Annotated in this window: 24 protein-coding genes; 14 read left to right on the top strand and 10 right to left on the bottom strand. The window is 65.0% G+C overall.

Annotation, left to right across the window (positions count from 1 at the left end; genetic code table 11):
* Positions 1-6: 6 nt before the first annotated feature.
* Positions 7-1,143, top strand: a complete 1,137-nt coding sequence (locus HDC35_RS12590) for a beta-ketoacyl-ACP synthase III (protein ID WP_184647235.1) — start codon at positions 7-9, stop codon at positions 1,141-1,143.
* Between the two features lie 60 nt (positions 1,144-1,203).
* Here HDC35_RS12590 and HDC35_RS12585 read toward each other — a convergent pair whose 3' ends face one another.
* The 5 genes from HDC35_RS12585 to hisB form a co-directional block, all read right to left on the bottom strand.
* A complete protein-coding gene (locus HDC35_RS12585) occupies positions 1,204-2,292 on the bottom strand; it encodes a calcium:proton antiporter (RefSeq protein ID WP_184647233.1) in 1,089 nt (362 codons plus the stop codon).
* A 50-nt stretch (positions 2,293-2,342) separates the two neighbouring features.
* Positions 2,343-3,107 carry an imidazole glycerol phosphate synthase subunit HisF gene (hisF, locus tag HDC35_RS12580; protein ID WP_184647231.1) on the bottom strand — a complete coding sequence of 255 codons (765 nt, stop codon included), beginning with the start codon at positions 3,105-3,107 and terminating at the stop codon, positions 2,343-2,345.
* On the bottom strand, positions 3,104-3,850 hold the full coding sequence (hisA, locus tag HDC35_RS12575) for a 1-(5-phosphoribosyl)-5-[(5-phosphoribosylamino)methylideneamino]imidazole-4-carboxamide isomerase (RefSeq protein WP_184647229.1): 747 nt from the start codon (positions 3,848-3,850) through the stop codon (positions 3,104-3,106). The genes hisF and hisA overlap by 4 nt, the downstream gene beginning before the upstream one ends.
* Positions 3,838-4,446: an imidazole glycerol phosphate synthase subunit HisH gene (gene hisH, locus HDC35_RS12570; RefSeq protein WP_184647227.1), complete on the bottom strand. Its 609-nt coding sequence runs from the start codon at positions 4,444-4,446 to the stop codon at positions 3,838-3,840. The genes hisA and hisH overlap by 13 nt, the downstream gene beginning before the upstream one ends.
* A gap of 85 nt (positions 4,447-4,531) precedes the next feature.
* A complete protein-coding gene (gene hisB, locus HDC35_RS12565; protein ID WP_184647225.1) occupies positions 4,532-5,119 on the bottom strand; it encodes an imidazoleglycerol-phosphate dehydratase HisB in 588 nt (195 codons plus the stop codon).
* Positions 5,120-5,205: 86 nt separating this feature from the next.
* Between hisB and HDC35_RS12560 the strand changes: the two genes are divergently transcribed.
* Genes HDC35_RS12560 through HDC35_RS12540 form a run of 5 tightly spaced genes read left to right on the top strand, consistent with a single transcriptional unit; the run spans position 5,206 to position 8,252 of the window.
* Positions 5,206-5,688 (top strand): SspB family protein, encoded by a 483-nt coding sequence (locus HDC35_RS12560; protein WP_184647223.1) that lies wholly within the window; start codon positions 5,206-5,208, stop codon positions 5,686-5,688.
* Between the two features lie 4 nt (positions 5,689-5,692).
* Positions 5,693-6,004: a hypothetical protein gene (locus tag HDC35_RS12555; protein ID WP_184647221.1), complete on the top strand. Its 312-nt coding sequence runs from the start codon at positions 5,693-5,695 to the stop codon at positions 6,002-6,004.
* Complete coding sequence (gene fumC, locus HDC35_RS12550) at positions 6,001-7,395, top strand: class II fumarate hydratase (protein WP_184647219.1); 1,395 nt, start codon at positions 6,001-6,003, stop codon at positions 7,393-7,395. The genes HDC35_RS12555 and fumC overlap by 4 nt, the downstream gene beginning before the upstream one ends.
* A gap of 39 nt (positions 7,396-7,434) precedes the next feature.
* A complete protein-coding gene (locus HDC35_RS12545) occupies positions 7,435-7,803 on the top strand; it encodes a hypothetical protein (RefSeq protein WP_260397699.1) in 369 nt (122 codons plus the stop codon).
* A 56-nt stretch (positions 7,804-7,859) separates the two neighbouring features.
* The gene (locus HDC35_RS12540) at positions 7,860-8,252 is read left to right on the top strand and encodes a hypothetical protein (protein WP_184647215.1); all 393 of its coding nucleotides are present in this window, start codon (positions 7,860-7,862) and stop codon (positions 8,250-8,252) included.
* A gap of 1 nt (position 8,253) precedes the next feature.
* Here HDC35_RS12540 and HDC35_RS12535 read toward each other — a convergent pair whose 3' ends face one another.
* Positions 8,254-8,820: a DUF2585 domain-containing protein gene (locus tag HDC35_RS12535; RefSeq protein ID WP_184647213.1), complete on the bottom strand. Its 567-nt coding sequence runs from the start codon at positions 8,818-8,820 to the stop codon at positions 8,254-8,256.
* Between the two features lie 50 nt (positions 8,821-8,870).
* On the opposite strand from HDC35_RS12535, the gene gmk reads away from it, so the two are divergent.
* Positions 8,871-9,533 carry a guanylate kinase gene (gene gmk / locus HDC35_RS12530; RefSeq protein WP_184647211.1) on the top strand — a complete coding sequence of 221 codons (663 nt, stop codon included), beginning with the start codon at positions 8,871-8,873 and terminating at the stop codon, positions 9,531-9,533.
* Here the strand turns inward: gmk and HDC35_RS12525 are convergent.
* From HDC35_RS12525 to HDC35_RS12510, 4 genes are all read right to left on the bottom strand, one after another.
* Positions 9,530-9,967: a thioesterase family protein gene (locus HDC35_RS12525; protein ID WP_184647209.1), complete on the bottom strand. Its 438-nt coding sequence runs from the start codon at positions 9,965-9,967 to the stop codon at positions 9,530-9,532. The two genes, gmk and HDC35_RS12525, sit on opposite strands and share 4 nt — an antisense overlap.
* Position 9,968: 1 nt before the next feature.
* Complete coding sequence (locus tag HDC35_RS12520) at positions 9,969-10,751, bottom strand: SDR family NAD(P)-dependent oxidoreductase (protein ID WP_184647207.1); 783 nt, start codon at positions 10,749-10,751, stop codon at positions 9,969-9,971.
* 115 nt (positions 10,752-10,866) lie between these two features.
* A complete protein-coding gene (locus HDC35_RS12515; RefSeq protein ID WP_184647205.1) occupies positions 10,867-12,036 on the bottom strand; it encodes an acetyl-CoA C-acetyltransferase in 1,170 nt (389 codons plus the stop codon).
* A 50-nt stretch (positions 12,037-12,086) separates the two neighbouring features.
* The gene (locus tag HDC35_RS12510) at positions 12,087-13,241 is read right to left on the bottom strand and encodes an acyl-CoA dehydrogenase family protein (RefSeq protein ID WP_184647203.1); all 1,155 of its coding nucleotides are present in this window, start codon (positions 13,239-13,241) and stop codon (positions 12,087-12,089) included.
* 301 nt (positions 13,242-13,542) lie between these two features.
* Between HDC35_RS12510 and HDC35_RS12505 the strand changes: the two genes are divergently transcribed.
* From HDC35_RS12505 to HDC35_RS12475, 7 genes are all read left to right on the top strand, one after another.
* Complete coding sequence (locus HDC35_RS12505; protein WP_184647201.1) at positions 13,543-14,412, top strand: SMP-30/gluconolactonase/LRE family protein; 870 nt, start codon at positions 13,543-13,545, stop codon at positions 14,410-14,412.
* A gap of 86 nt (positions 14,413-14,498) precedes the next feature.
* Complete coding sequence (locus tag HDC35_RS12500) at positions 14,499-16,694, top strand: M3 family metallopeptidase (protein WP_184647199.1); 2,196 nt, start codon at positions 14,499-14,501, stop codon at positions 16,692-16,694.
* Positions 16,695-16,953: 259 nt separating this feature from the next.
* The gene (locus HDC35_RS12495) at positions 16,954-17,859 is read left to right on the top strand and encodes an SPFH domain-containing protein (protein ID WP_184647197.1); all 906 of its coding nucleotides are present in this window, start codon (positions 16,954-16,956) and stop codon (positions 17,857-17,859) included.
* A 9-nt stretch (positions 17,860-17,868) separates the two neighbouring features.
* On the top strand, positions 17,869-18,072 hold the full coding sequence (locus HDC35_RS12490; RefSeq protein ID WP_184647195.1) for a toxin-antitoxin system HicB family antitoxin: 204 nt from the start codon (positions 17,869-17,871) through the stop codon (positions 18,070-18,072).
* A gap of 1 nt (position 18,073) precedes the next feature.
* Complete coding sequence (locus HDC35_RS12485; protein WP_184647193.1) at positions 18,074-18,367, top strand: hypothetical protein; 294 nt, start codon at positions 18,074-18,076, stop codon at positions 18,365-18,367.
* 351 nt (positions 18,368-18,718) lie between these two features.
* The gene (rpe, locus tag HDC35_RS12480) at positions 18,719-19,402 is read left to right on the top strand and encodes a ribulose-phosphate 3-epimerase (RefSeq protein WP_184647191.1); all 684 of its coding nucleotides are present in this window, start codon (positions 18,719-18,721) and stop codon (positions 19,400-19,402) included.
* Between the two features lie 3 nt (positions 19,403-19,405).
* A complete protein-coding gene (locus HDC35_RS12475; protein WP_184647189.1) occupies positions 19,406-21,184 on the top strand; it encodes a heparinase II/III family protein in 1,779 nt (592 codons plus the stop codon).
* Positions 21,185-21,242 lie beyond the last annotated feature (58 nt).

Below are 21,242 nucleotides of genomic sequence, written 5' to 3'. Positions count from 1 at the left end.
TCCATCATGTCCAACGCACCGCAACCGGTCATTTCGGCAACCGGCCTTTTCACCCCCGCCGAAGCGATCTCCAACGAAGAACTTGTCGCCAGTTTTAACGCCTATGTTGCGCTGCACAATAGGGAAAATGCGGCCGCGATCGCGGCAGGCGAAGTGCCTGCACTGACGGAATCGAGTGTCGAATTCATCGAGAAGGCGAGCGGTATCGGGTCGCGTTTCGTCGTCGACAAGGCAGGGATTCTCGACCCGACGCACATGGCACCGCGCATTGCCGAGCGCAGCAACGACGAAATCTCGATCCTCGCCGAAATCGGCGTTGCGGCGGCGAAAGACGCGCTGACGCGCGCGGGGCGGGACGCGGCCGACGTCGATGCCGTGCTGTGCGCCGCGTCGAACATGCAGCGCCCCTATCCGGCGATGGCGGTCGAGATCCAGGACGCGCTTGGCATCGACGGCTTCGGCTTCGACATGAATGTCGCCTGCTCGTCGGCGACCTTCGGCATCCAGACCGCCGCCGACTATATCCGCGCCGGCCATGCAAAGAGCGTACTCGTCGTGAACCCCGAAATCTGTTCGGGGCATCTGAACTGGCGCGACCGCGACAGCCATTTCATCTTCGGCGACGTCGCGACTGCAATCCTCGTCGAGGATAAGGATATCGCGCCTGCCGGGCACTGGGATATCCTGGGCACCAAGCTCAAAACCCAGTTCAGCAACAACATCCGCAACAATTTCGGCTTTTTGAACCGCGGCCACGGCGGGATCGACCAGTCGGGGCCGAAGTCGGACAAGCTTTTCGTCCAGGAAGGCCGCAAGGTGTTCAAGGAAGTGGTGCCGATGGTCGCGAACATGATCGTCGAGCAGATGGAGGTGCTGGGGCTCGCGGGGGCCGACATGCGCCGGCTGTGGCTGCACCAGGCGAACACCAATATGAACCGGCTGATCGCGCAAAGGGTTCTGGGTCACGAGGCGAGCGAGGATGAAAGCCCGACGGTGCTCGACACCTATGGCAATACGTCGAGTGCGGGGTCGATCATCGCGTTCCACCTGAACCATGCGGATATGGTCGCGGGCGACACCGGGCTGATCTGTTCGTTCGGGGCGGGGTATAGCGCGGGGACGGTGTTCGTGCGGAGGACTTGATGTTCGAGGCGGCACCGGCCCGCCCCGGTGCCGCCTGCTTTCAGCAAAGCTGAAACCGAATTACGGCACGAAGGTCGTGAACAGGTAGATCGCGAACAGCATCAGATGGATCACCCCTTGCAGCACCGTGGTGCGGCCGTTCGCCAGCGTCTGCACCGACACGATCAGCGACAGGAACAGCAGCACGGTCGACTTGGCATCGAGTCCGAGGCCGATCGGCAAGTCGGCGACGATCGAAAGGATCGCGACCGCCGGGATGGTGAGCCCGATGGTCGCGAGCGCCGAGCCCAGGGCGAGGTTGAGACTGGTCTGGAGGCGATCGGCCTTCGCCGCGCGCACCGCGGCGAGTCCTTCTGGCGCGAGGATCAGCGCCGCGATCAGCACGCCGAGCACCGCGGGCGGCGCGCCCCAGTCGGCAAGCAGCGCGCCCATCACCGGCGAAAGATTTTTGGCGAGCAGCACGACCGCGACGAGGCTGGCGAGGAGCAGCGCGCCCGACATGGCGGTGCGCTGCACGCTCGGCGGCGGGGCGTGCGCGTCGGGCACCCCGTCGCCGTCGGCATCGCCATCGGGAAGGAAATAGTCGCGGTGGCGCACCGTCTGGACGAGCGCAAAGGTCGCATACAGAATCAGCGACACCACCGCGACGAAGCCGAGCTGGGTCGCCGAATAGAAGGGCCCCGGCGCGCTCGAAGTAAAATTGGGTAGCACCAGCGAGACGACCGTCAGCACCGTCAGCGTGGCAAGTGCGGCGCCCATGCCGGTACGCTGGAAACGCTGTTCGTGATGGCGGATCGCCCCGCTCAAAAGGCAGAGCCCCATTAGGAGGTTGAGGATCACCATGACCGCCGCGAACACCGTGTCGCGCGCGAGCGTCTGGGCCTTTTCGGGTTCGGCCTGCATCAGCGTGAGGATCAGCCCGACCTCGATCACCGTCACCGCGAGCGCGAGGAGCAGCGTGCCGAAGGGTTCGCCGACGCGGTGCGCGATCACCTCGGCATGGTGGACCGCCGCGACGACCGCGCCGCAGAGGATGAAGGCGACGAACCAGGGGTTGAGCGGCATCGCAAGGCTCGCCATCGCGGCCACGAAGCCGAGGATCGGGAAGATGTCGTTGGTGCGGTCGGCGAGGCGGAGCTTTGCGGTCATCGGGCTTCTATTGCAGCCGCTTTTGCGCCTGAATACCCCGAGGACGCAATTTAATGCGCGCGAACCGGCAATCCCGCGGCCGCCAGCCGCGCGTGCGCGTCGGCGATCGTCGCTTCGCCAAAGTGGAAGATGCTCGCGGCGAGCACCGCGCTCGCACCGCCTTCGACCACGCCGGCGACCAGATGGTCGAGGTTGCCGACGCCGCCCGATGCAATCACGGGCACGCTCACGGCATCGGCGATCGCACGGATGAGCGCGAGGTCATAGCCGTCCCTGGTGCCATCGCGGTCCATGCTGGTGACGAGCAATTCGCCCGCGCCAAGGGTGGCGAGGCGCACGGCGTGGTCGAGCGCGTCGATGCCGGTCGGCTTGCGTCCGCCATGGGTGAAGATTTCCCACCGGCCGTCGCCGACACGCCGCGCGTCGATGCTGCCGACCGCGCACTGGCTGCCGAAACGATCGGCGATGTCGGCGACCAATTCGGGCCGCGCGACCGCCGCGCTGTTCACCGCGACCTTGTCGGCGCCCGCGAGCAGCAGCGCGCGCGCGTCGTCCGCGCTACGCACCCCGCCGCCGACGGTGAGCGGCATGAAGCAAACCTCGGCAGTGCGGGCGACCATGTCGAGCAGGGTGCCGCGCCCCTGATGACTCGCCGAAATGTCGAGAAAGCAAAGCTCGTCGGCGCCCGTTGCATCATAGGCCCGCGCCGCCTCGACCGGATCGCCCGCATCGCGCAGGTCGACGAAATTGACGCCCTTCACGACGCGCCCATCGGCCACGTCGAGGCAGGGGATGACGCGAACGCGGACGGTCATGGCGCCCCTGCCGCTATGGCTTCGGCCAGATCGAGGCGGCCGTCGTAGAGCGCGCGGCCAGTGATGACGCCTTCGATACCGCTGGCGACGTGGGGGCGAAGCGCGTGGATATCGCCGATATCCGCGACCCCGCCGCTGGCGATCACCGGAATGGCGACCGCCTTGGCCAGCGCGACGGTCGCCTCGACATTGCAGCCCTTGAGCAGCCCGTCGCGCCCGACGTCGGTGAAGAGCAAAGCCGCGACGCCGGCGTCCTCGAAGCGGCGCGCCAGATCCTCGACCCGAACGTCGGAGACGTCGGCCCAGCCCTCGGTCGCGACCATGCCGCCTTTCGCATCGACGCCGACGACGATCCGGCCGGGAAGGTCGCGCGCTGCCGATTTGACGAACTCGGGATCCTTGAGCGCCGCGGTGCCGATGATCACCCGCTCGACGCCGAGCGCGAGCCAGCGATCCACGCCTTCCCGGTTACGGATGCCGCCGCCGACCTGAACCTTTCCCGGAAAAGCCGCGACGATGCTCTCGACAGCGTCGCCGTTGACGCTCGCACCCGCGAAGGCGCCGTCGAGATCGACGACATGGAGATGCGACGCGCCTGCGTCAGCGAACAGCCGCGCCTGCGCCGCCGGATCGTCGCCATAGACGGTGGCGCGCGCCATATCGCCCTCGGCAAGCCGCACGACCTGCCCGCCCTTCAGGTCGATCGCGGGGAAGATGGTCAGGCCAGGATCTACGGGCGCCATGCTAGAAATCTCTCCAAGGTTGCGAGGCCGTAAACCTGGCTTTTTTCGGGGTGGAACTGGACGCCGACGATATTGTCCTTCGCCACCGCCGCGGTGAAGGTCGAACCATGGCTGCTGGTGGCGGCGACATCGACCGCGTCGGCGAAATGATAGCCGTGGAGATAATAGGCCTCGCCCGCGGCGATCACCGGATGCCCGAAACTCGGCACGACGTCGTTCCAGCCCATGTGCGGGATGCGCAAGCCGGGTGCCGGGTCAAAGGCACGTACGGTGCCGCCGACCCAGCCGAGGCCCTTGTGTGTGCCATGTTCCTCGCCCGCGTCGGCGAGCAATTGCATGCCGACGCAAATGCCGAGAAAGGGCGCGCCTTCCCAACGAACACGCCGATCCATAGCCTCGACCATACCGGAAATGGCCGACAGGCCGTTCATGCACGCCGCGAACGCTCCGACACCGGGGAGCACGATGCGGTCGGCCCTCGCCACGACATCGGGATCGGCGGTGACGGCGACATTGTCCGCCCCCGCCGCGACGAGCGCATTCTGCACCGAGCGGAGATTGCCCGCGCCATAGTCGATCAGGGCAATGACGCTCAAATCCCCCTCCCGCTTGCGGGCGGTGTAACGGAGCTTGCCAGCTTGCTGGCTAGCGCTGCCCCTCCCGCTTGCGGGAGGGGAGAGCTCATAGAACCCCCTTGGTGGAGGGAATCGCGTCGCCCTTGCGGGGGTCGATCTCGACCGCCTGGCGCAACGCGCGCGCGAGCGCCTTGTACATGCTTTCGGCGATATGGTGGTTGTTCTCGCCATAGAGCATCTCGATGTGCAGCGTGATGCCCGCAGTCTGCGCGAAGCTGTGAAACCAGTGTGGGAACATCTCGGTGTCCATCTCGCCGAGCCGCGGCTGCGAGAAGCTGGACTTATAGACGCAGTGCGGGCGCCCCGAAATGTCGAGCACGCAGCGCGTCAACGTCTCGTCCATCGGCGCATGCGCCTCGCCGTAACGCGCGATGCCCCGCTTGTCGCCGAGCGCCTTCGCCACCGCTTCGCCGAGCGCGAGCGCCGAATCCTCGACCGTGTGATGCTGGTCGATGTGCAGATCGCCCTTCACCGCCATCGAAATGTCGATCAGCGAGTGGCGCGACAATTGTTCGACCATATGGTCGAGGAAGCCGATGCCGGTGGACACCGAATAATCGCCCGTCCCGTCGAGATTGACGGTGATCGCGATATCCGTTTCCTTGGTCGTGCGCTGGACAGTGGCGGTTCGCATGAAATGCCCCATAGCAGCGACTTTTCGCGTTGCAAGGCCGCTCTCCCCCTTGACCGGCGTGCGGCGCGCGTTCATCCCGTCGGCCCATGAGTGACGATGTACGCGACAGCCTGATTCCCTACGACGAAATCGTGCAGGACGCGCTGCGCGCCGTGGTCGGCCGTGTGCTGAGCCAGGTCGAAGGCTATGACAGCCTGCCCGGCGAGCATCATTTCTATATCACTTTCAAGACGCAGGCGGCCGGGGTCGATATTCCCGCGCACCTGATCGCCAAATTTCCCGACGAAATGACGATCGTACTGCAAAACCGCTTTTGGGACCTGAAGGTCGAGGAGGATCATTTCAGCGTCGGCCTGTCGTTCAACCAGACGCCGTCGATCCTGACGATCCCTTATGCCTCGATCACCGCCTTCGTCGATCCATCGGTCGATTTCGGCCTGCAATTCCAGGTCAGCGACGACGAGACGGTGCAGCCCGAACCGCATGACGAAGCCGACAACGACCGCCCCGAGGTTACGTCCGAGGACGGCTCGAATGTCGTGACGGTGGACTTCGGCAAGAAGCGGTAGCGCGGTGGGTGCCAATTGGCCCCCCAGCCGCTTCTGGCAATTTTGGGCAATCGCGGGGATGGTCGTGCTGACCGGCGCCTTTTGGTGGGGCGTCGAGGGCTATGCCTTGTTCGAAGGCCAATATGCGCGCGGACAGATCGCCGACGGGCTGCTTCGCTTCAGCCTGCTGATACTGACACCGGCGCTGGTCCTCGTCTGGCTGGTCGCCGCATGGCTGCGTCGCCGCATCGGCGAGGGCGGCTATTGGCAGTTGCTCGGCCTCGTCGCGATGATCTGGGCCGGGGCGATTTTGGTGACAAGGATGCTGGTAGCATGAGCACGCGAATTGAAAGCGATTCCATCGGCAATATCGAAGTTCCGGCCGACGCATATTGGGGCGCGCAGACCGAGCGCAGCCGCCATAATTTCGCTTTCCCCGCGCACGAGCGAATGCCCACCCCCGTCGTCCACGCGCTCGCGCGGATCAAGGGCGCGGCGGCGCGCGTCAACCGCAACCACGGGCTCGATGCGGGACTGGCCAATGCGATCACCGCGGCCGCCGACGCCGTTGCCGCGGGCAAATATGACGAGCAGTTCCCGCTCGCGATCTGGCAAACGGGCAGCGGCACCCAGTCGAACATGAATGCAAATGAGGTGATCGCGGGGATCGCGAACGAGCAACTGGCGGGCACGCGCGGCGGCAAGGCGCCCGTCCACCCGAACGACCATGTCAACATGGGCCAGTCGTCGAACGACAGCTTCCCGACCGCGCTGCACGTCGCGGTCGCGGTCGAGACGACGGCGCGGCTGATCCCGTCGCTCATCGAGCTGACCGACGCGCTTGCCGCCAAGGCCGAAGCGTGGCGCGACATCGTCAAGATCGGCCGCACCCATTTGCAGGACGCCACCCCCCTGACGCTCGGCCAGGAATTTTCAGGCTATGTGGCACAGCTCTCCGCCAGCCGCGCGCGAATCGAGGGCGCGCTGGCGCATAATATCTGCAAGCTCGCGCAGGGCGGGACCGCGGTGGGTACCGGATTGAACGCGCCCGCAGGCTTCGACGCTGCGATCGCAGCCGAGCTGTCGACGGCCACCGGCATCGCCTTCGCACCCGCCGCCAACAAATTCGAGGCGCTGGCGTCGAACGATGGGCTTGTCTTCTTCTCGGGCGCGCTCAATACGCTCGCCGTCGCGCTGACCAAAATCGCGAACGATATCCGCCTGCTCGGCTCAGGGCCGCGCGCGGGGCTTGGCGAGCTCGACCTGCCTGCGAACGAGCCGGGCAGCTCGATCATGCCGGGCAAGGTCAATCCGACGCAGTGCGAGATGCTGACGATGGTCGCAGCGCAGGTCATCGGCAACCATCAAGCGGTGACCGTCGGCGGCTTGCAGGGACACCTCGAACTCAATGTGTTCAAGCCGCTGATCGGGTCGAACATACTGCGCTCGATCGACCTGCTGAGCATCGGAATGGCGGGCTTCACCGCGCATTGCGTCGTCGGGATCGAACCCAATCGCGCACGCATCGACGAGCTGATGAACCGCTCGCTGATGCTCGTCACCGCGCTTGCGCCCGAAATCGGCTATGACAAGGCCGCGAAGATCGCCAAACACGCGCATGAGACGGGCAGCACGCTGAAGGAAGCGGCGCTCGACCTCGGCTATGTCGATGCCGCGACCTTCGACCGCGTCGTCGATCCGCGCACCATGCTGGGATCGGAACCCTGAGCCGCCCTTGTGAATTGAAGAGGGGAAGGAGAGATGAAGATGATCGGTCGCATTGTAGGCGGCGTCCTCGGTAGCGCCATCGGACGGAAGAAGGGCAACCATCCCGTCGCGGGCGCGGTGATCGGCGCAGGCGCGCTGTTCGCGGCGCGGCGCCTGTTCCCGCAGCGATACGCCGTGCTCGCCGCCACCATTGCGGGCGCCTATCTCACCAAGAGATGGGCCGAACGCGCCGAGGCGCGCAAGGCCACGACGGAAGCGCATGCGCTCGACCCCGAACTCGCGGATGCGGGCGTCGTCGATCCCTATGCGGGCACCGCGAAAGTGCCGACCGACGGCGAGGCGATCGGCGACGCGCTGCCTCCCGCCATCCCGGTCGATGCGAATGGGCGGAGCGGCGCGCTTCATTGATCGGCGTGCCGCGCGATTAACCCGATTCTCACCATGGCCGGCTATTAAAGGCGGTCATGGCATTCAACCCGCCCGGCTTTCGCACCATAATGCTGCTCGCACTCGGCTTCGGGCTGCGAACGCTGAGCAAGGCGCTCGAACGCGCGGGGGACCTGGCTGGCGAGCCGGGCACCCGCCTGTTCCATCATGTGTCGGCGCTCGTCTTGCTCATCGCAGCCGTGGCCTGTTTCATCTGGGCGTTGAAGCGGATGTTCTTCGACAGGCCGCGCGGACCTGAGGAAAAAGCGGCACCCGTCGCGCCACCGAAACCGGTCGAAATCTATCTCGAAGAGGCGAGCTTCGATTCCGACGCCGCGCTCGCGCGCTATATGCGCAATCGGACCGGCGCCGCGTCCGGCGACTTGCCGGCGCCCAAACCGCCCGGGGGATTCGGCCGAAAAGGCCTGTAGACTAGGCGCCTGCCTGCCATTCCTTCACCGCCTCTATGGGCGACACCAGCATCAGGACGTTAAGCGTCAGATTGTCGCGGATCGTCCAGAGCGTGAACAGCTCGAACGCGATCGCGATCGCCACCGTCGCCCACCAGCGCATCCGGCTCGCGGCGAAGAAACCGATTATCATGAAAAGCGCATCGCTCGCCGAATTGAGGATCGAATCTCCGGAATAGCCATAGGCCATCGTGACTTCGCGATAGCGGTCGATGATGACGGGCGAATTTTCGAGAATTTCCCACGCCGCCTCGATGCCGATCGCGAGCGCGAGCGCGACCCACAAGGGCCGACGCGGGATGACCCAGCGCGACAGACCGAAGAAGATAAAGCCGTGGATGATGTGACTGAAACTGTACCAGTCCGACACCTGCTGGCTGTTCTGGTTCGATTGTACCACGCCATGCCACAGGCTGACCGTGCCGCACGGACATATCGGCGGGCGCCCCATCGCGAAAAGGATCGCGGCGAAGGCCGCGAGCAGTCCCGCAGCCACCAGCCAGCCCCGTCTTGAAACCCCCAGGATCATCGTCGCCCCTTCCCGCTTGACCGCGCCCGTCTCTCGCGCAATTAGCGCCCATGGTTGAAAGCGTCCACCTGAACCGCCGCGGCGTGTTGTTCGTCCTCTCCTCGCCCTCGGGCGCCGGCAAGACCACCATCTCGCGCATGATGCTGGAGGCCGACAAGGATATCGCCCTCTCGATCTCGGCAACGACGCGCCCGCCGCGTCCGGGTGAAGTCGACGGCGTCCATTATCATTTCGTCGATACCGAAAGCTTCAAGAAGATGGCGGCCGACGGCGAATTTCTCGAATGGGCGCATGTCTTCGGGCACCGTTACGGCACGCCGCGCGCGCCGGTCGATGCGCTGCTCGAGGCGGGCAAGGATGTGCTGTTCGACATCGACTGGCAGGGCGCGCAGCAACTGTATCAGGAAGCGGGCCCCGACGTCGTGCGCGTGTTCGTGCTGCCGCCGACGATGGAGGAACTCGAGCGGCGGCTCCGTTCGCGCAACACCGACAGCGACGAGGTGATCGCCGCGCGGATGGAGCGCGCCGCGAACGAGATCAGCCACTGGGACGGCTATGACTATGTGTTGATCAACGACCATGTCGCGGGCTGTTTCGACGAGGTCATGGCGATATTGCGCGCCGAGCGGCTGAAGCGCCGCCGCCAGATCGGGCTGATCGGCTTTGCGCGCGACCTGATCCGGTCGGTGCCGGATGCGGACAAGAAGCTCTAGGCCGCCCTCGCCAGCTTCGCTTCGAGTTCCGCCACCATGGCCGCGCGCAGCGGCTTCGCCTGCCCGTCGGTGCGGCATACCACCACCGTGTCGCAGGTCGCGATGCAGCGGCCGTTCTGGAACATTGCCTGGACGATCGTCCAGCTTGAGGTGCCGAGGCGGCCGATGCCCGTCGCGATCTGCACGGGGTCGGGAAAATTGCCCTCGGCCAGATAGTTGATCTCGACCGCAGCAACCATCGTGCGCTCGTTCGCGGGGCGCTCCTCGAGCGGACGAACGTGGCGGTTGAGGAGGACGCGACCGCTTTCGAACAAGGCGGCGAAGGCCACATTGTTGAGATGACCGTTGATGTCCATGTCCTGGAACCGCGTTTGCAATTCCAGGTGGACGGGGTAGCTGGCGGCGTCGAGCCGCCAGCTTTCCGGTTTCGGCATATCAGCGCGGGCCCATGCGGATGCCGCCGTCGAGGCGGACGTCCTCGCCGTTGAAATAGCCGTTCTCGATCATGCAGAGCGCGAGATTGGCATATTCTTGCGGGTTGCCGAGGCGCTTCGGGTTGAGCACCGACGCGCCCAGCGCGTCGCGGACATTCTGCGGCGCGCCGGCGAGCAGCGGGGTGTCGAAGATGCCGGGCAGGATCGTGTTGACGCGGATATTCTCCGACGCGAGGTCGCGCGCGACGGGGAGCGTCATGCCGACGACGCCGCCCTTCGACGCCGAATAGGCCGCCTGACCGATCTGGCCGTCCTCGGCCGCGACAGACGCGGTGTTGACGATCGCGCCGCGCTCGCCGTCTTCCATCGGGTCGAGCGTCAGCATGCCCGCCGCCGACTTGGCGATGCAGCGGAAGGTGCCGACGAGGTTGATCTGGATGATCCAGTTGAAGGCGTCGAGCGGGAAATGCTTGATGCTGCCGTCTTCCTTCGAGCGGCTCGCGGTCTTGATCGCATTGCCGGTGCCGGCGCAGTTCACGAGGATGCGTTCCTGCCCGATTGCTTCGCGCGCCTTGGCAAAGGCGGCATCGACGCTGGCGTCGTCGGTCACGTTGCATTCGCAGAAGACGCCGCCGAGTTCTGCGGCGATCACTTTGCCCTTTTCTTCCTGCAGGTCAAAGATCGCGACCTTGACGCCCTTCGACGCAAGCAGGCGCGCGGTGGCTGCGCCGAGGCCCGAGGCGCCGCCGGTCACGACGGCGGATACGGTGGAATCGAGTTTCATGGTTTCTCCTGAAAAAGGCCCGCCCCTTCAGGGGAGGGTTTGGGTGGCGCATGTGGGGAATGCCAGCATACAGGCCCTCCTCCGACCCCTCCCGCAAGCGGGAGGGGAGAAAAAATTACAGCCGCTCGATGATGGTGACGTTGGCTTGGCCGCCACCTTCGCACATCGTTTGCAGGCCATATTTGCCGCCGGTCGCGTCGAGCACGCCGAGCAAAGTCGCCATCAGCTTGGTTCCCGAAGCGCCGAGCGGGTGGCCGAGCGCGATCGCGCCACCATGCTGGTTGAGCCGCGCGTGATCGCCGCCAAGATATTTGAGCCACGCCAGCGGCACCGGGGCGAATGCCTCGTTCACTTCATAGGCGTCGATGTCCGCGATCTTCATGCCCGCCTTTTTCAGCGCGCGTTCGGTCGCGAACAGCGGCTCTTCGAGCATGATCACCGGGTCGCCCGCCGTCACCGAAATATGGTGGATGCGCGCGCGCGGCGTAAGATTGTGGTCCTTCAGCGCCCGTTCGGAAACGACGAGCGCCGCCGAGGCCCCGTCGCAGATTTGCGAGCTGGTCGCCGCGGTGATCGAGCCGCCTTCCTGCAGAATCTTGACCCCCGCGATGCCTTCGAGCGTCGCGTCGAAGCGGATGCCTTCGTCGACGAGGTGCATCTGGCGGCCCTCCGGCGTCTCGATCTCGACCCCGACGATCTCGCGCTTGAAATGGCCGGCTTCCGTCGCGGCCTTGCCGCGGCGGTGGCTTTCGAGCGCATAGGCATCAAGGTCGTCCTTGGTCAGCCCGTGCTTCCTGACGATCATTTCGGCGCCGGCGAACTGGCTGAACATGATACCGGGATATTTTTCCTCGAGCCGTTCGGACTTATAATGGCCGAGCCCTTCCTTCATGAATAGCGTCGCGACGCTGCCCATAGGCACGCGCGTCATGCTTTCGATGCCGCTCGCGAGCACGATATCCTGCGTCCCCGACATCACCGCCTGCGCGGCGAACTGGATCGCCTGTTGCGACGAGCCGCACTGGCGGTCGATGGTGACGGCGGGAATCGAATCGGGGAGTTTCGAGGCGAGCACCGCGTTGCGGCCGACATCCATCGTCTGCTGGCCGCCCTGGCTGACGCAGCCGGTGATGACGTCGTCGATCTTCGACGTGTCGAAGTCGTTGCGGTCGGCGATCGCGTCGAACACCGCGGCGCCGAGGTCGACGGGGTGGACGCCCGCTAGGCGGCCGCCGCGCTTGCCGCCAGCAGTGCGGACGGCGTCGACGATATAGGCTGTGGCCATGGGAGAATTCCTTTCCTGCATCAATCCCCCTCCCCGCTTGCGCGAGGGGATTATAATTTCCGTCCGATCAGTTCCTTCATGATTTCGTTCGTGCCGCCAAAGATGCGGGTCACGCGCGCGGCGCGCCACGCGCGGGCGATCGGATATTCGTTCATATAACCGGCGCCACCAAAGAGCTGGAGGCATTTGTCCATGACTTCCCACTGGAGGTCGGTATGCCACAGCTTCGCCGCGGCGCCCTCTTCGGGGGTCAGTTCCTTCTTCAAATGCCGCGCGAGCGCCCAGTCGAGATGCGCCCAGCCGACCTGCAGCTTCGCCTTGAGGTCCGCCAGCACGAAGCGGCTGTTCTGGAAGTCGAGGATCGGCTTGCCGAACGCCTTGCGGTCGCGCGTATATTCGACCGTGTCGTCGAAGGCGCGCTGCGCCGATGCCTGCGCGCTGACCGCGATCGAAAGCCTCTCTTGGGGAAGCTCGCTCATCAGATAGATGAAGCCCTTGCCCTCTTCGCCGAGGCAGTTGGTGATCGGCACCCGGACGTCGTTAAAGAAGAGTTCCGACGTATCGGCCTCGTCCTGCCCGATCTTGTCGAGATTGCGGCCGCGCTGGAACCCTTCGCGGTCGGCCTCGACCAGCACGATCGACACGCCTTTCCATGCCGGCTCAACCTCGGTGTCGGTCTTGACGCAGACGAGGATCAGGTCGGCGTTCTGGCCGTTAGTGATATAGGTTTTCGACCCGTTGATGACATAATGATTGCCATCCTTCTTCGCCGTCGTTCGCATCCCCTGAAGGTCCGAGCCGGTGCCCGGCTCGGTCATCGCGATCGCGGTGATCACCTCGCCCGACACCATCTTGGGCAGCCAGTGCTTCTTCTGCTCTTCGCTGCCGTAGCGGACGATATAGTTGGTGACGATATCCGACTGGAGCGAAAAGCCCGTCGTGACGCGGCCGTAATAGGCGCTTTCCTCGTCGACGATCGCATTATAGCCGAAGTCGAGACCGAGCCCGCCATATTCTTCGGGCACCGTAGGGCACAGCATCCCCAACTCGCCCGCCTTGGGCCAGATGCTCTTCGGCACGATGCCGTCTTCGGCCCATCGCGCCTGATTGGGGGCGACTTCCTTTTCGAGGAACTGGCGGACCGTTGCTCGGAACGCCTCATGATCATCGGTGTAGGCGGAGCGCGAAAGACTATCGAGCGACATCTTGTTCCTTTCCCTGAGCGCAGCCGAACCAAGCGGGGGAGCCGGCCGCGTCTTTCCCGGCCAAGAGACCTTACGTTTACGTCCACGTCAAGTGGAAAGACGCTACGGCATGAGACTCTTTGGTCGCCGCCTTAGCTTTCTCGCCGTCGCGGAGTTGATCCGGGATCCATCTGCGCAACGCAGTGTGAATGGACCCCGGATCCAGTCCGGGATGGCGAAGCAGGATGCCGCGTCCTTTCGTTACTGCCGAATAGGTTTGCAGTCGCTGGGCAGCACGGCCCGGCCGCGCTAAGACCCTGCAATGGTCGAACTGCTCCTCGACGCCGGCGCCTTGCTCGGCGAATCGCCCGTCTGGCATGCCACCGAATCGCGCCTCTATTGGGTCGATATCGACGGCCGCAAAATCCACCGCACCGATCCCGCTATAGGCGCCGACGACGTCATGGAATTGGACGAACAGGTCGGTTGCATCGCGCCGCGCGCCGGAGGCGGGTTAGTCGCGGCGCTAGAAAATGGTTGCGCGTTGATCGACAAATGGGGCGATACGCCCCGCCCCTTCGGCCCCGCGGCACTCGCGGACAAGCCCGAGCAGCGGTTCAACGACGGCCGCGTCGATGCGGCGGGGCGCCTGTGGGTCGGCAGCCTGACGAGCGACAAGCCCAGCCGCGACGCGGCGCTTTACCGGCTCGACCCCGACGGATCGCTGACCCGCATTTTCGGGGGATTGATGACCAGCAACGGCGCGGCGTTCAGCCCCGACGGGCGCATCTTCTATCACGCCGATACGCCGACCCACCGGATCGACGCCTATGACGTCGATCCCGCCGCCGGCACGCTCGTCGGCAAACGCCTCTTTCACCAGTTTCCCGAAGGCAATGGTCGCCCCGACGGCGCCGCGGTCGATGCCGAGGGCTGTTACTGGTCGGCGCTGTGGGATGGCTGGCGGATCGTGCGCCTGTCGCCCACGGGCGAGCTGTTGCAAACGGTCGAGCTGCCGGTGCAGCGCCCGACGATGATCGCGTTCGGCGGCCCCGACCTCCAGACCGCCTTCGTCACCAGCGCGGGCAAGAATCTGACCGACGAGGAGCGCAAGGCGCAGCCGCACGCGGGCGGCGTGTTCGCCTTCGACGTCAACGTTCCCGGCCTGATCCAGCGGGAATTTGGCGCCTAGGCACCTTGCACCCCCCTGTCATCTCCGGTTAAGACGGCCCCCGACATGGTTTCGTCCGAAACCTTATCCTCCGGGGAGATATGCTTATGCCGCGCGCCGCGCAGCCTTTCGTCCGTCCTTTGTCGATCCTGCTTGCATCCACCGCGATGATGGTGGGTTATAGCCAGATGACCGCCATTGCCGCCGAACCGACCGCCGCCGAAGCCCGTGCCGCCACCGCCCCCACAGGCGAAAACCCGATGCTCGCACCGTGGACCGGCCCCTATGAAGGGGTGCCCCCTTGGGACAAGATGGACCCCGAACTGTTCCCCGACGCCTTTACCAAGGCCATGGCCGAAGTGAAGGCCGAGGTGCAGGCGGTGATCGACGATCCCGCCGAGCCGACGTTCGAAAACACCCATGTCCCGATGCAGCTCGCCGGTGACACGATGGAGCGCGTCTATGCGCTGTGGGGCGTGCAGACGTCGAACAAGTCGAACGACCGCGTCGAGGATATCGACGCCGAGTGGAGCCCCAAGCTCACCACCTTCTTTACCGAGCTGTTCCTCGAACCCAAGCTCTTCGCGCGGTACAAGGCCGTGTACGAGAAGCGCCATTCGAGCGGGCTCGACGCGCGGCAGATCCGGATCGTCGAGCGCAGCTATGACGAAATGGTCCGCGACGGCGCGAACCTGTCGCCCGCCGACAAGGCGAAGCTGGTCGATATGAACGCCAAGCTTGAAGGGCTGTTCTCGGCCTTTTCGTCGAAGCTGCTTGGCGACGAAAAGCTTTACACTTTCGTCACCGACAAGAACGAGCTGGCGGGGCTCGAACCGAGCTTCGTCGCCTCGCTCGCTGCCGCCGCAGAGGCCAATGGCAAGCCGGGCCAGTGGGCGATCAAGAACACCCGCTCGTCGGCGCAGCCGGTGCTGCAGGGCGCGACCAACCGGAGCTTGCGCGAAAAAGTCTGGAAAGCGTTCGTCAGCCGCGGCGACAATGGCGACGCCAATGACACAAATGCGACAATCGCCGAGATATTGAAACTGCGCCAGCAGCGCGCCGAACTGCTGGGTTTCCCGACGCACGCGCATTATCGCATGGCCGATACGATGGCGAAGACCCCCGAAAACGCCATGGGCCTGATGATGAAAGTGTGGCCGGCGGCGGTCGCGCGGGTGAAGGAAGAGGTCGCCGACATGCAGGCGATCGCCGACCAGGAAGCGAAGGCCGGCAAGGGTCCGAAAATCACCATAGAGCCGTGGGACTATCGCTTCTATGCCGAAAAGGTCCGCAAGGCAAAATACGACCTCGATGAAAGCGAGGTGAAGCCCTATCTCCAGCTCGACAAGCTGGTCGACGGCATGTTCTGGTCGGCGGGGCAGCTTTACGACCTCGGCTTCCGCGAGAATACGGGAACGATCCCCGTGTTCGACCCCAAGGTCCGCACCTTCGAGGTCTATAACCTCAAGACGAACGAAAATGTCGGCGTGTTCTACCTCGACAATTTCGCGCGCGACGGCAAGCGGTCGGGCGCGTGGATGACCACCTATCGCAGCCAGCAGACGCTGGGCGGCGAGCGCAATGTCCTTGCCTCGAACAACAATAATTTCACCGAGGCCGCAAAGGGCGAGCCGACGCTGATCAGCCTCGACGATGCGACGACGCTATTCCACGAATTCGGCCACGGCATCCATTATCTGTTGCAGCAGGTCCATTATCCGGCGCTTGCCGGCGTGCCGCGCGACTTCGTCGAATATCCGAGCCAGGTGAACGAGAATTGGCTGATGACGCCCGAGGTGCTGTCGAAATATGCGACGCACTACAAGACGGGCGCGCCGATGCCGCAGGCGCTGGTCGACAAGATCCTCGCATCGAACAAGTTCAACCAGGGATTCGAGACGGTCGAATATCTGGCGAGCGCGATCGTCGACATGAAGCTGCACGACCGCAAGGTGCCGGTAACCGACGTCGACAAGTTCGAACGCGAGACCTTGGCCGAAATGGGCATGCCGAAAGAGATTGTGATGCGGCACCGCCTGCCGCAGTTCGGCCATTTGTTCAGCTCCGACGCCTATTCGGCGGGCTATTACAGCTATCTCTGGTCCGAAACGATGGACGCCGACACCTGGGCCGCCTTCACCGAAGCCGGCGGCCCGTGGGATCGCAGCGTCGCCGACCGGTTCCGTACCATTTTGCTGATGACCGGCAACGAGACCGATCGCGCCGAAGCGTATCGCGCATTCCGCGGTCGCGATCCCGACGTGAAGGCGTTGCTGGAAAAGCGCGGCTTTCCGACCGAATAGGGTAAAATAAAACCGGGGAGGCAAAGGGGGCGATTTCGCCCCCTTTGTTTTGGGCGGCCGGCGAGGGCGGGGTTCGACCGGACGTAGCCCTATCATCCTCGTCATCCCGGACTTGATCCGGGATGACGAAAGAGGGTGAAACGAACAGCAGTTCAACACCCCGAACCGGCACCTCGTCCCATCTGCAAAAATCCGTTGACCGCCGCCAAATTCGATATAAATATGATATCATCATTATATCGACGATTCGGAGGGAAATATGGTCGAGGCAGGGACGAGGGCGCTGAACCGCAGCCGCGAAACGCGCGCCAATACGCAAAGCGGCTATCTGATGCTGCTGATCTGGCTGGCGCTGCTCGGTGTCGCCATCTGGGCGGCGACGAGCAATTTCGGCGGGGGCGGGATCGACTGGAACTGGAAATGGGCGGTGGTTGTCGCGACTGGGGTGATCGGCACGATCATCCTCTGCGGCTTTTACATGATCAACCCGAACGAGGCGGCGGCAGTCCAGCTGTTCGGCGAATATAAGGGCACCGACCGCGAGGAAGGGCTGCGCTGGGTGCTGCCCTGGCTGTCGCGCAAGAAGATTGCGGTGCGCGCGAACAATGTGATTTCGGACAAGATCAAGGTCAACGACCTGCGCGGCAACCCGATCGAGATGGCGGCACAGGTCGTGTGGCGCGTCACCGACACCGCGCAGGCGCTGTTCGACGTCGACGATTACAAGGAATTCGTGATGGCCCAGATCGAGGCCGCGGTGCGTTCGATCGGTTCGCGCTATCCCTATGACGATATCGAGCATCAGGAAATCACGCTGCGCGGGAACCATGACGAGGTCGGCAAGGAGTTGCGCAAGGCGTTGATCGAGCGGCTGGAAGTCGCGGGCATCACGGTCGACGAATGCGGCCTGACGCACCTTGCCTATGCCCCCGAAATCGCCGGCGCGATGCTGCGCCGCCAGCAGGCCGAAGCGGTGATTGCGGCGCGCAAGAAGCTGGTCGAAGGCGCGGTGACGATGGTCGAGATGGCGCTGACGCACCTGTCCGAAAAAAATGTCGTCGACCTCGACGACGAGCGCAAGGCGGCGATGGTGTCGAACCTGATGGTCGTACTGTGCGGCGAACGCGACACGCAGCCCGTCGTCAACACCGGCTCGCTTTATTGAGGCCGGACGATGGTTGCGCCGACCAAGAAGGCCTTTGCCCTCCGCCTCGATCCCGCGCTTTACGCGGCGATCGAGCGGATGGCCGCGGCCGAACTGCGCAGCGCCAATGCCGAGATCGAAGTGCTGTTGCGTGAGGCGCTGGGACGCCGCGGCGTGAGCGTCAAACGATCGGACGCGCCGAAACGGGGCCGCCCGCGTCAGAAGGAGAGCTGAGATGCTGCATCTGTTCATCGACGATCGCCCCTGGTTTCGTGCCAAGAGCCGCGGTTACGGCACCGGGCTGCCGATCGCCTGGCAGGGCTGGGCCGTGCTGCTGCTCCATATCGCGCTGATCACCGGGGTCGTCCTGTTGCTGCGCGATCGTCCCGTGATGCTGACCGCCATGGCGGTTCTGGCCGCGATTGTACCCCTGCCGCTCTATCGCGCGCGCACCGAAGGCGGGTGTGGCGCCCGAACCGGGGCGGCAGTGGCGAAGAGAAACGCAAGCGCAAGGATCCGCCGGAAATGACGCCGGACCGGCGCGCGTCACCTCCCCCGAGTCCTTTCCTGCGCCGCGGCATCCAGATCGTGCCGCAAACGCGCCGAGGATGGGCGATTACCGCAGGCGTGGCGGCGTCGCTGATCGTAGTGCAGGGGCTCCTGCTGGCGGTCGCCTTTGCCCTCCCGCGCTGGTCCATCCCCGCGGGCATTGCGTTCGCAGTGGCGACCATCGGCTCGGCCGCCGCTTTCTATGCGTGGAGCTGGCGCCGCGCCGCGCCGCCCCCCCCGATCGCCGCTGAAACAAATATTTTGCTTCCCCCGCTCGTGACGCCGCCCCCCCGCTTGCCCCCGACTCGCTAGATGGTTAAGGCCGGTCTTCATGACCGTCGCCCCAACCCCTCAAGCGCCTTCCGTCCGCATCGCCCCCTCGATCCTCAGCGCCGATTTCGCGAAGCTGGGCGAGGAAGTGCGCGCAATCGAGGCGGCGGGCGCCGATTGGGTGCATATCGACGTGATGGACGGCCATTATGTGCCGAACCTGACGATCGGCCCGATGGTGGTGAAGGCGCTGCGCCCGCATTCGACGCTGCCCTTCGACGTCCATCTGATGATCAGTCCCGTCGACCATTTCCTCGATGCCTTTGCCGCCGCTGGCGCCGACATCATCACCGTGCATCCCGAGGCGGGGCCGCACATCCATCGCACCGTCCAGCACATCAAATCGCTGGGCAAACAGGCGGGCGTGTCGCTTAACCCCGCAACCCCCGCCAAGATGCTCGACTATCTGATCGACGACATCGACCTGGTGCTGATCATGAGCGTCAATCCGGGTTTCGGCGGGCAGAGCTTCATTTCGAGCCAGCTTCGTAAGATCGAGGCGGTGAAGAAGATGATCGAGAAATCGGGCCGCGAGATCCGCATCGAAGTCGATGGCGGAATCGATGCGAACACCGCGCCGCTCGCCATATCGGCGGGTGCCGATGTGCTGGTGGCGGGCACCGCGACCTTCAAGGGTGGGCCTGACGCTTACGCCGACAATATCCGGCGGCTCCGCGGCGCCTGATCGATGGAGGGGAGACCGTTGACCGCTGCCCCCGCCGACCCGCCGTTCGCTTCCGGTGACGACGCCGCGCCGATCGACGACACGATCGAGCCCGGCAAGCGGCTGATCCGCCTGCCCGCCGACAAGGGTCTTTCGCTCGGCGACCGCGTCGCCAACGCGATTACGCGCCTGACCTGGCGCACGCCGCTCCACGCCTTTCGTCTGAAGGGGCGTTTCCCGCTGAAGCTGCTCGGCGTACCGGCCGACCCGGTGCCGGGCGACACGCGCGCCGGCACGGCGATCCGGGCCGGCCATTTCCTGCATCGCGGTCTGAAATTGCCGCTCGGCGAGCTCGATTTCGCGGCGCTCGACGTTGCGCCGACCTTTGCCGACTATCTGCACAGCTTTGCCTGGCTGCGCGACCTCGCGGCGACCGGATCGCGCGCCGACGGCGCCCCCATCGCCGAAGCCGTCGTCCGCCACTGGCTCGGCACGCATGGCGAGACGGTGAGCGAGCCCGCGTGGAAGGCCGATAACACCGCTTGGCGTATCCTCTTCTGGGCCGCGCATGCGCCGCTGATCCTGTCGTCGAGCGACCTCATCTACCGTTCGGCGGTGCTCAATCACCTCGCACGCGCGGCGCGCCACCTCGACCGCGTCGCCGACAAGACACGGCCGGGCACGGGGCAGATGGTCGCGTGGGTCGGCATCGTGGCCGCCTCGCTGCTGATGCCCGGCGGCGAGCCGCGGCAGGTGTTCGGCGAAGCGGGCCTGCGCAAGGTGCTAGAGACGAGTTTCTACGCGGATGGCGGCAATATCTCGCGCTCGCCGCAGGCGCAGCTCGACGCGATCATGGCGCTGTCGATGCTCGCGCGCATATACGACATGCGCCGCATGGAGGTGCCGCCCTTCGTCCAGGAAGTGCTCGCGCGCGCGGTGCCCGCACTGCTCGGCCTCATCCACAGCGACAGCGGCATGGGCAGCTGGCAGGGCAGCGGCGCGACCTCGGCCGCCTATGTCCAGTCGATCGTCGATGCAAGCGGCGTGCGCACCCGGCCGCTGAAACAGGCGCGCGACTGGGGGTACCAGCGGCTCGTCGCGAACAAGGTCGTGCTGCTCGCCGATGCGGCGCCGCCACCGATCGCCCGCGTGACCGAAGCTGGCTGTGCCTCGACCCTCGCCTTCGAGCTCAGCGACGGCGATGAACGCATCGTCGTCAATTGCGGCGGCGCCGCGTTGACCGGCGCGACGATTCCCGCCGACCTTGCCCGAGGCCTGCGCACCACCGCCGCGCATTCGACGCTGACGCTTGCCGACAGCAATTCGACCGCGATCCTTCCCAATGGCTCGCTGGGCAAGGGCGTGACCGAGGTCGAGCTCGACCGGCGTGAGACGCCGCAGGGCAGCCGGCTGGAGATGAGCCACGACGGCTATGCGCGCCGCCACGGGCTGATCCATCGCCGTCTGCTGATCCTGTCGCCCAACGGACGCGAGTTGCGGGGCGAGGACATGCTGCTCCCCGCTCCGCGCACGCGGCGCAAGGGCGACAAGCGCTTCACCATGCGCTTTCACCTCGGACGCAATATTTCTGCGAGCCTGACGGCAGACAAGCTGGGCGCGCTGCTGCGCATCGGCGGCGGCCCGCTGTGGCAGTTCCGCACGTCGGAAGGCGAGCTGGCAATCGAGGAAAGCCTGTGGGTCGACGGCGAAGGGCGCCCGCATCCGACCGAACAGTTGGTCGTCACCGGAACCGCACCTGCGGGCGGGATCAGCGTGGGCTGGATATTCAAGCATATCGGCTAAACCACCCGCCCGCCGGAAATTTTGCGAAGCGCAATTTCCAGCGCATTCTCCCGCACTT

This window comes from Sphingopyxis sp. JAI128 (genome assembly GCF_014207235.1).
Taxonomy (GTDB): domain Bacteria; phylum Pseudomonadota; class Alphaproteobacteria; order Sphingomonadales; family Sphingomonadaceae; genus Sphingopyxis.
The sequence above is the reverse complement of the archived record's forward strand: the minus strand, read 5'-3'. Positions and strand labels throughout refer to the sequence as shown.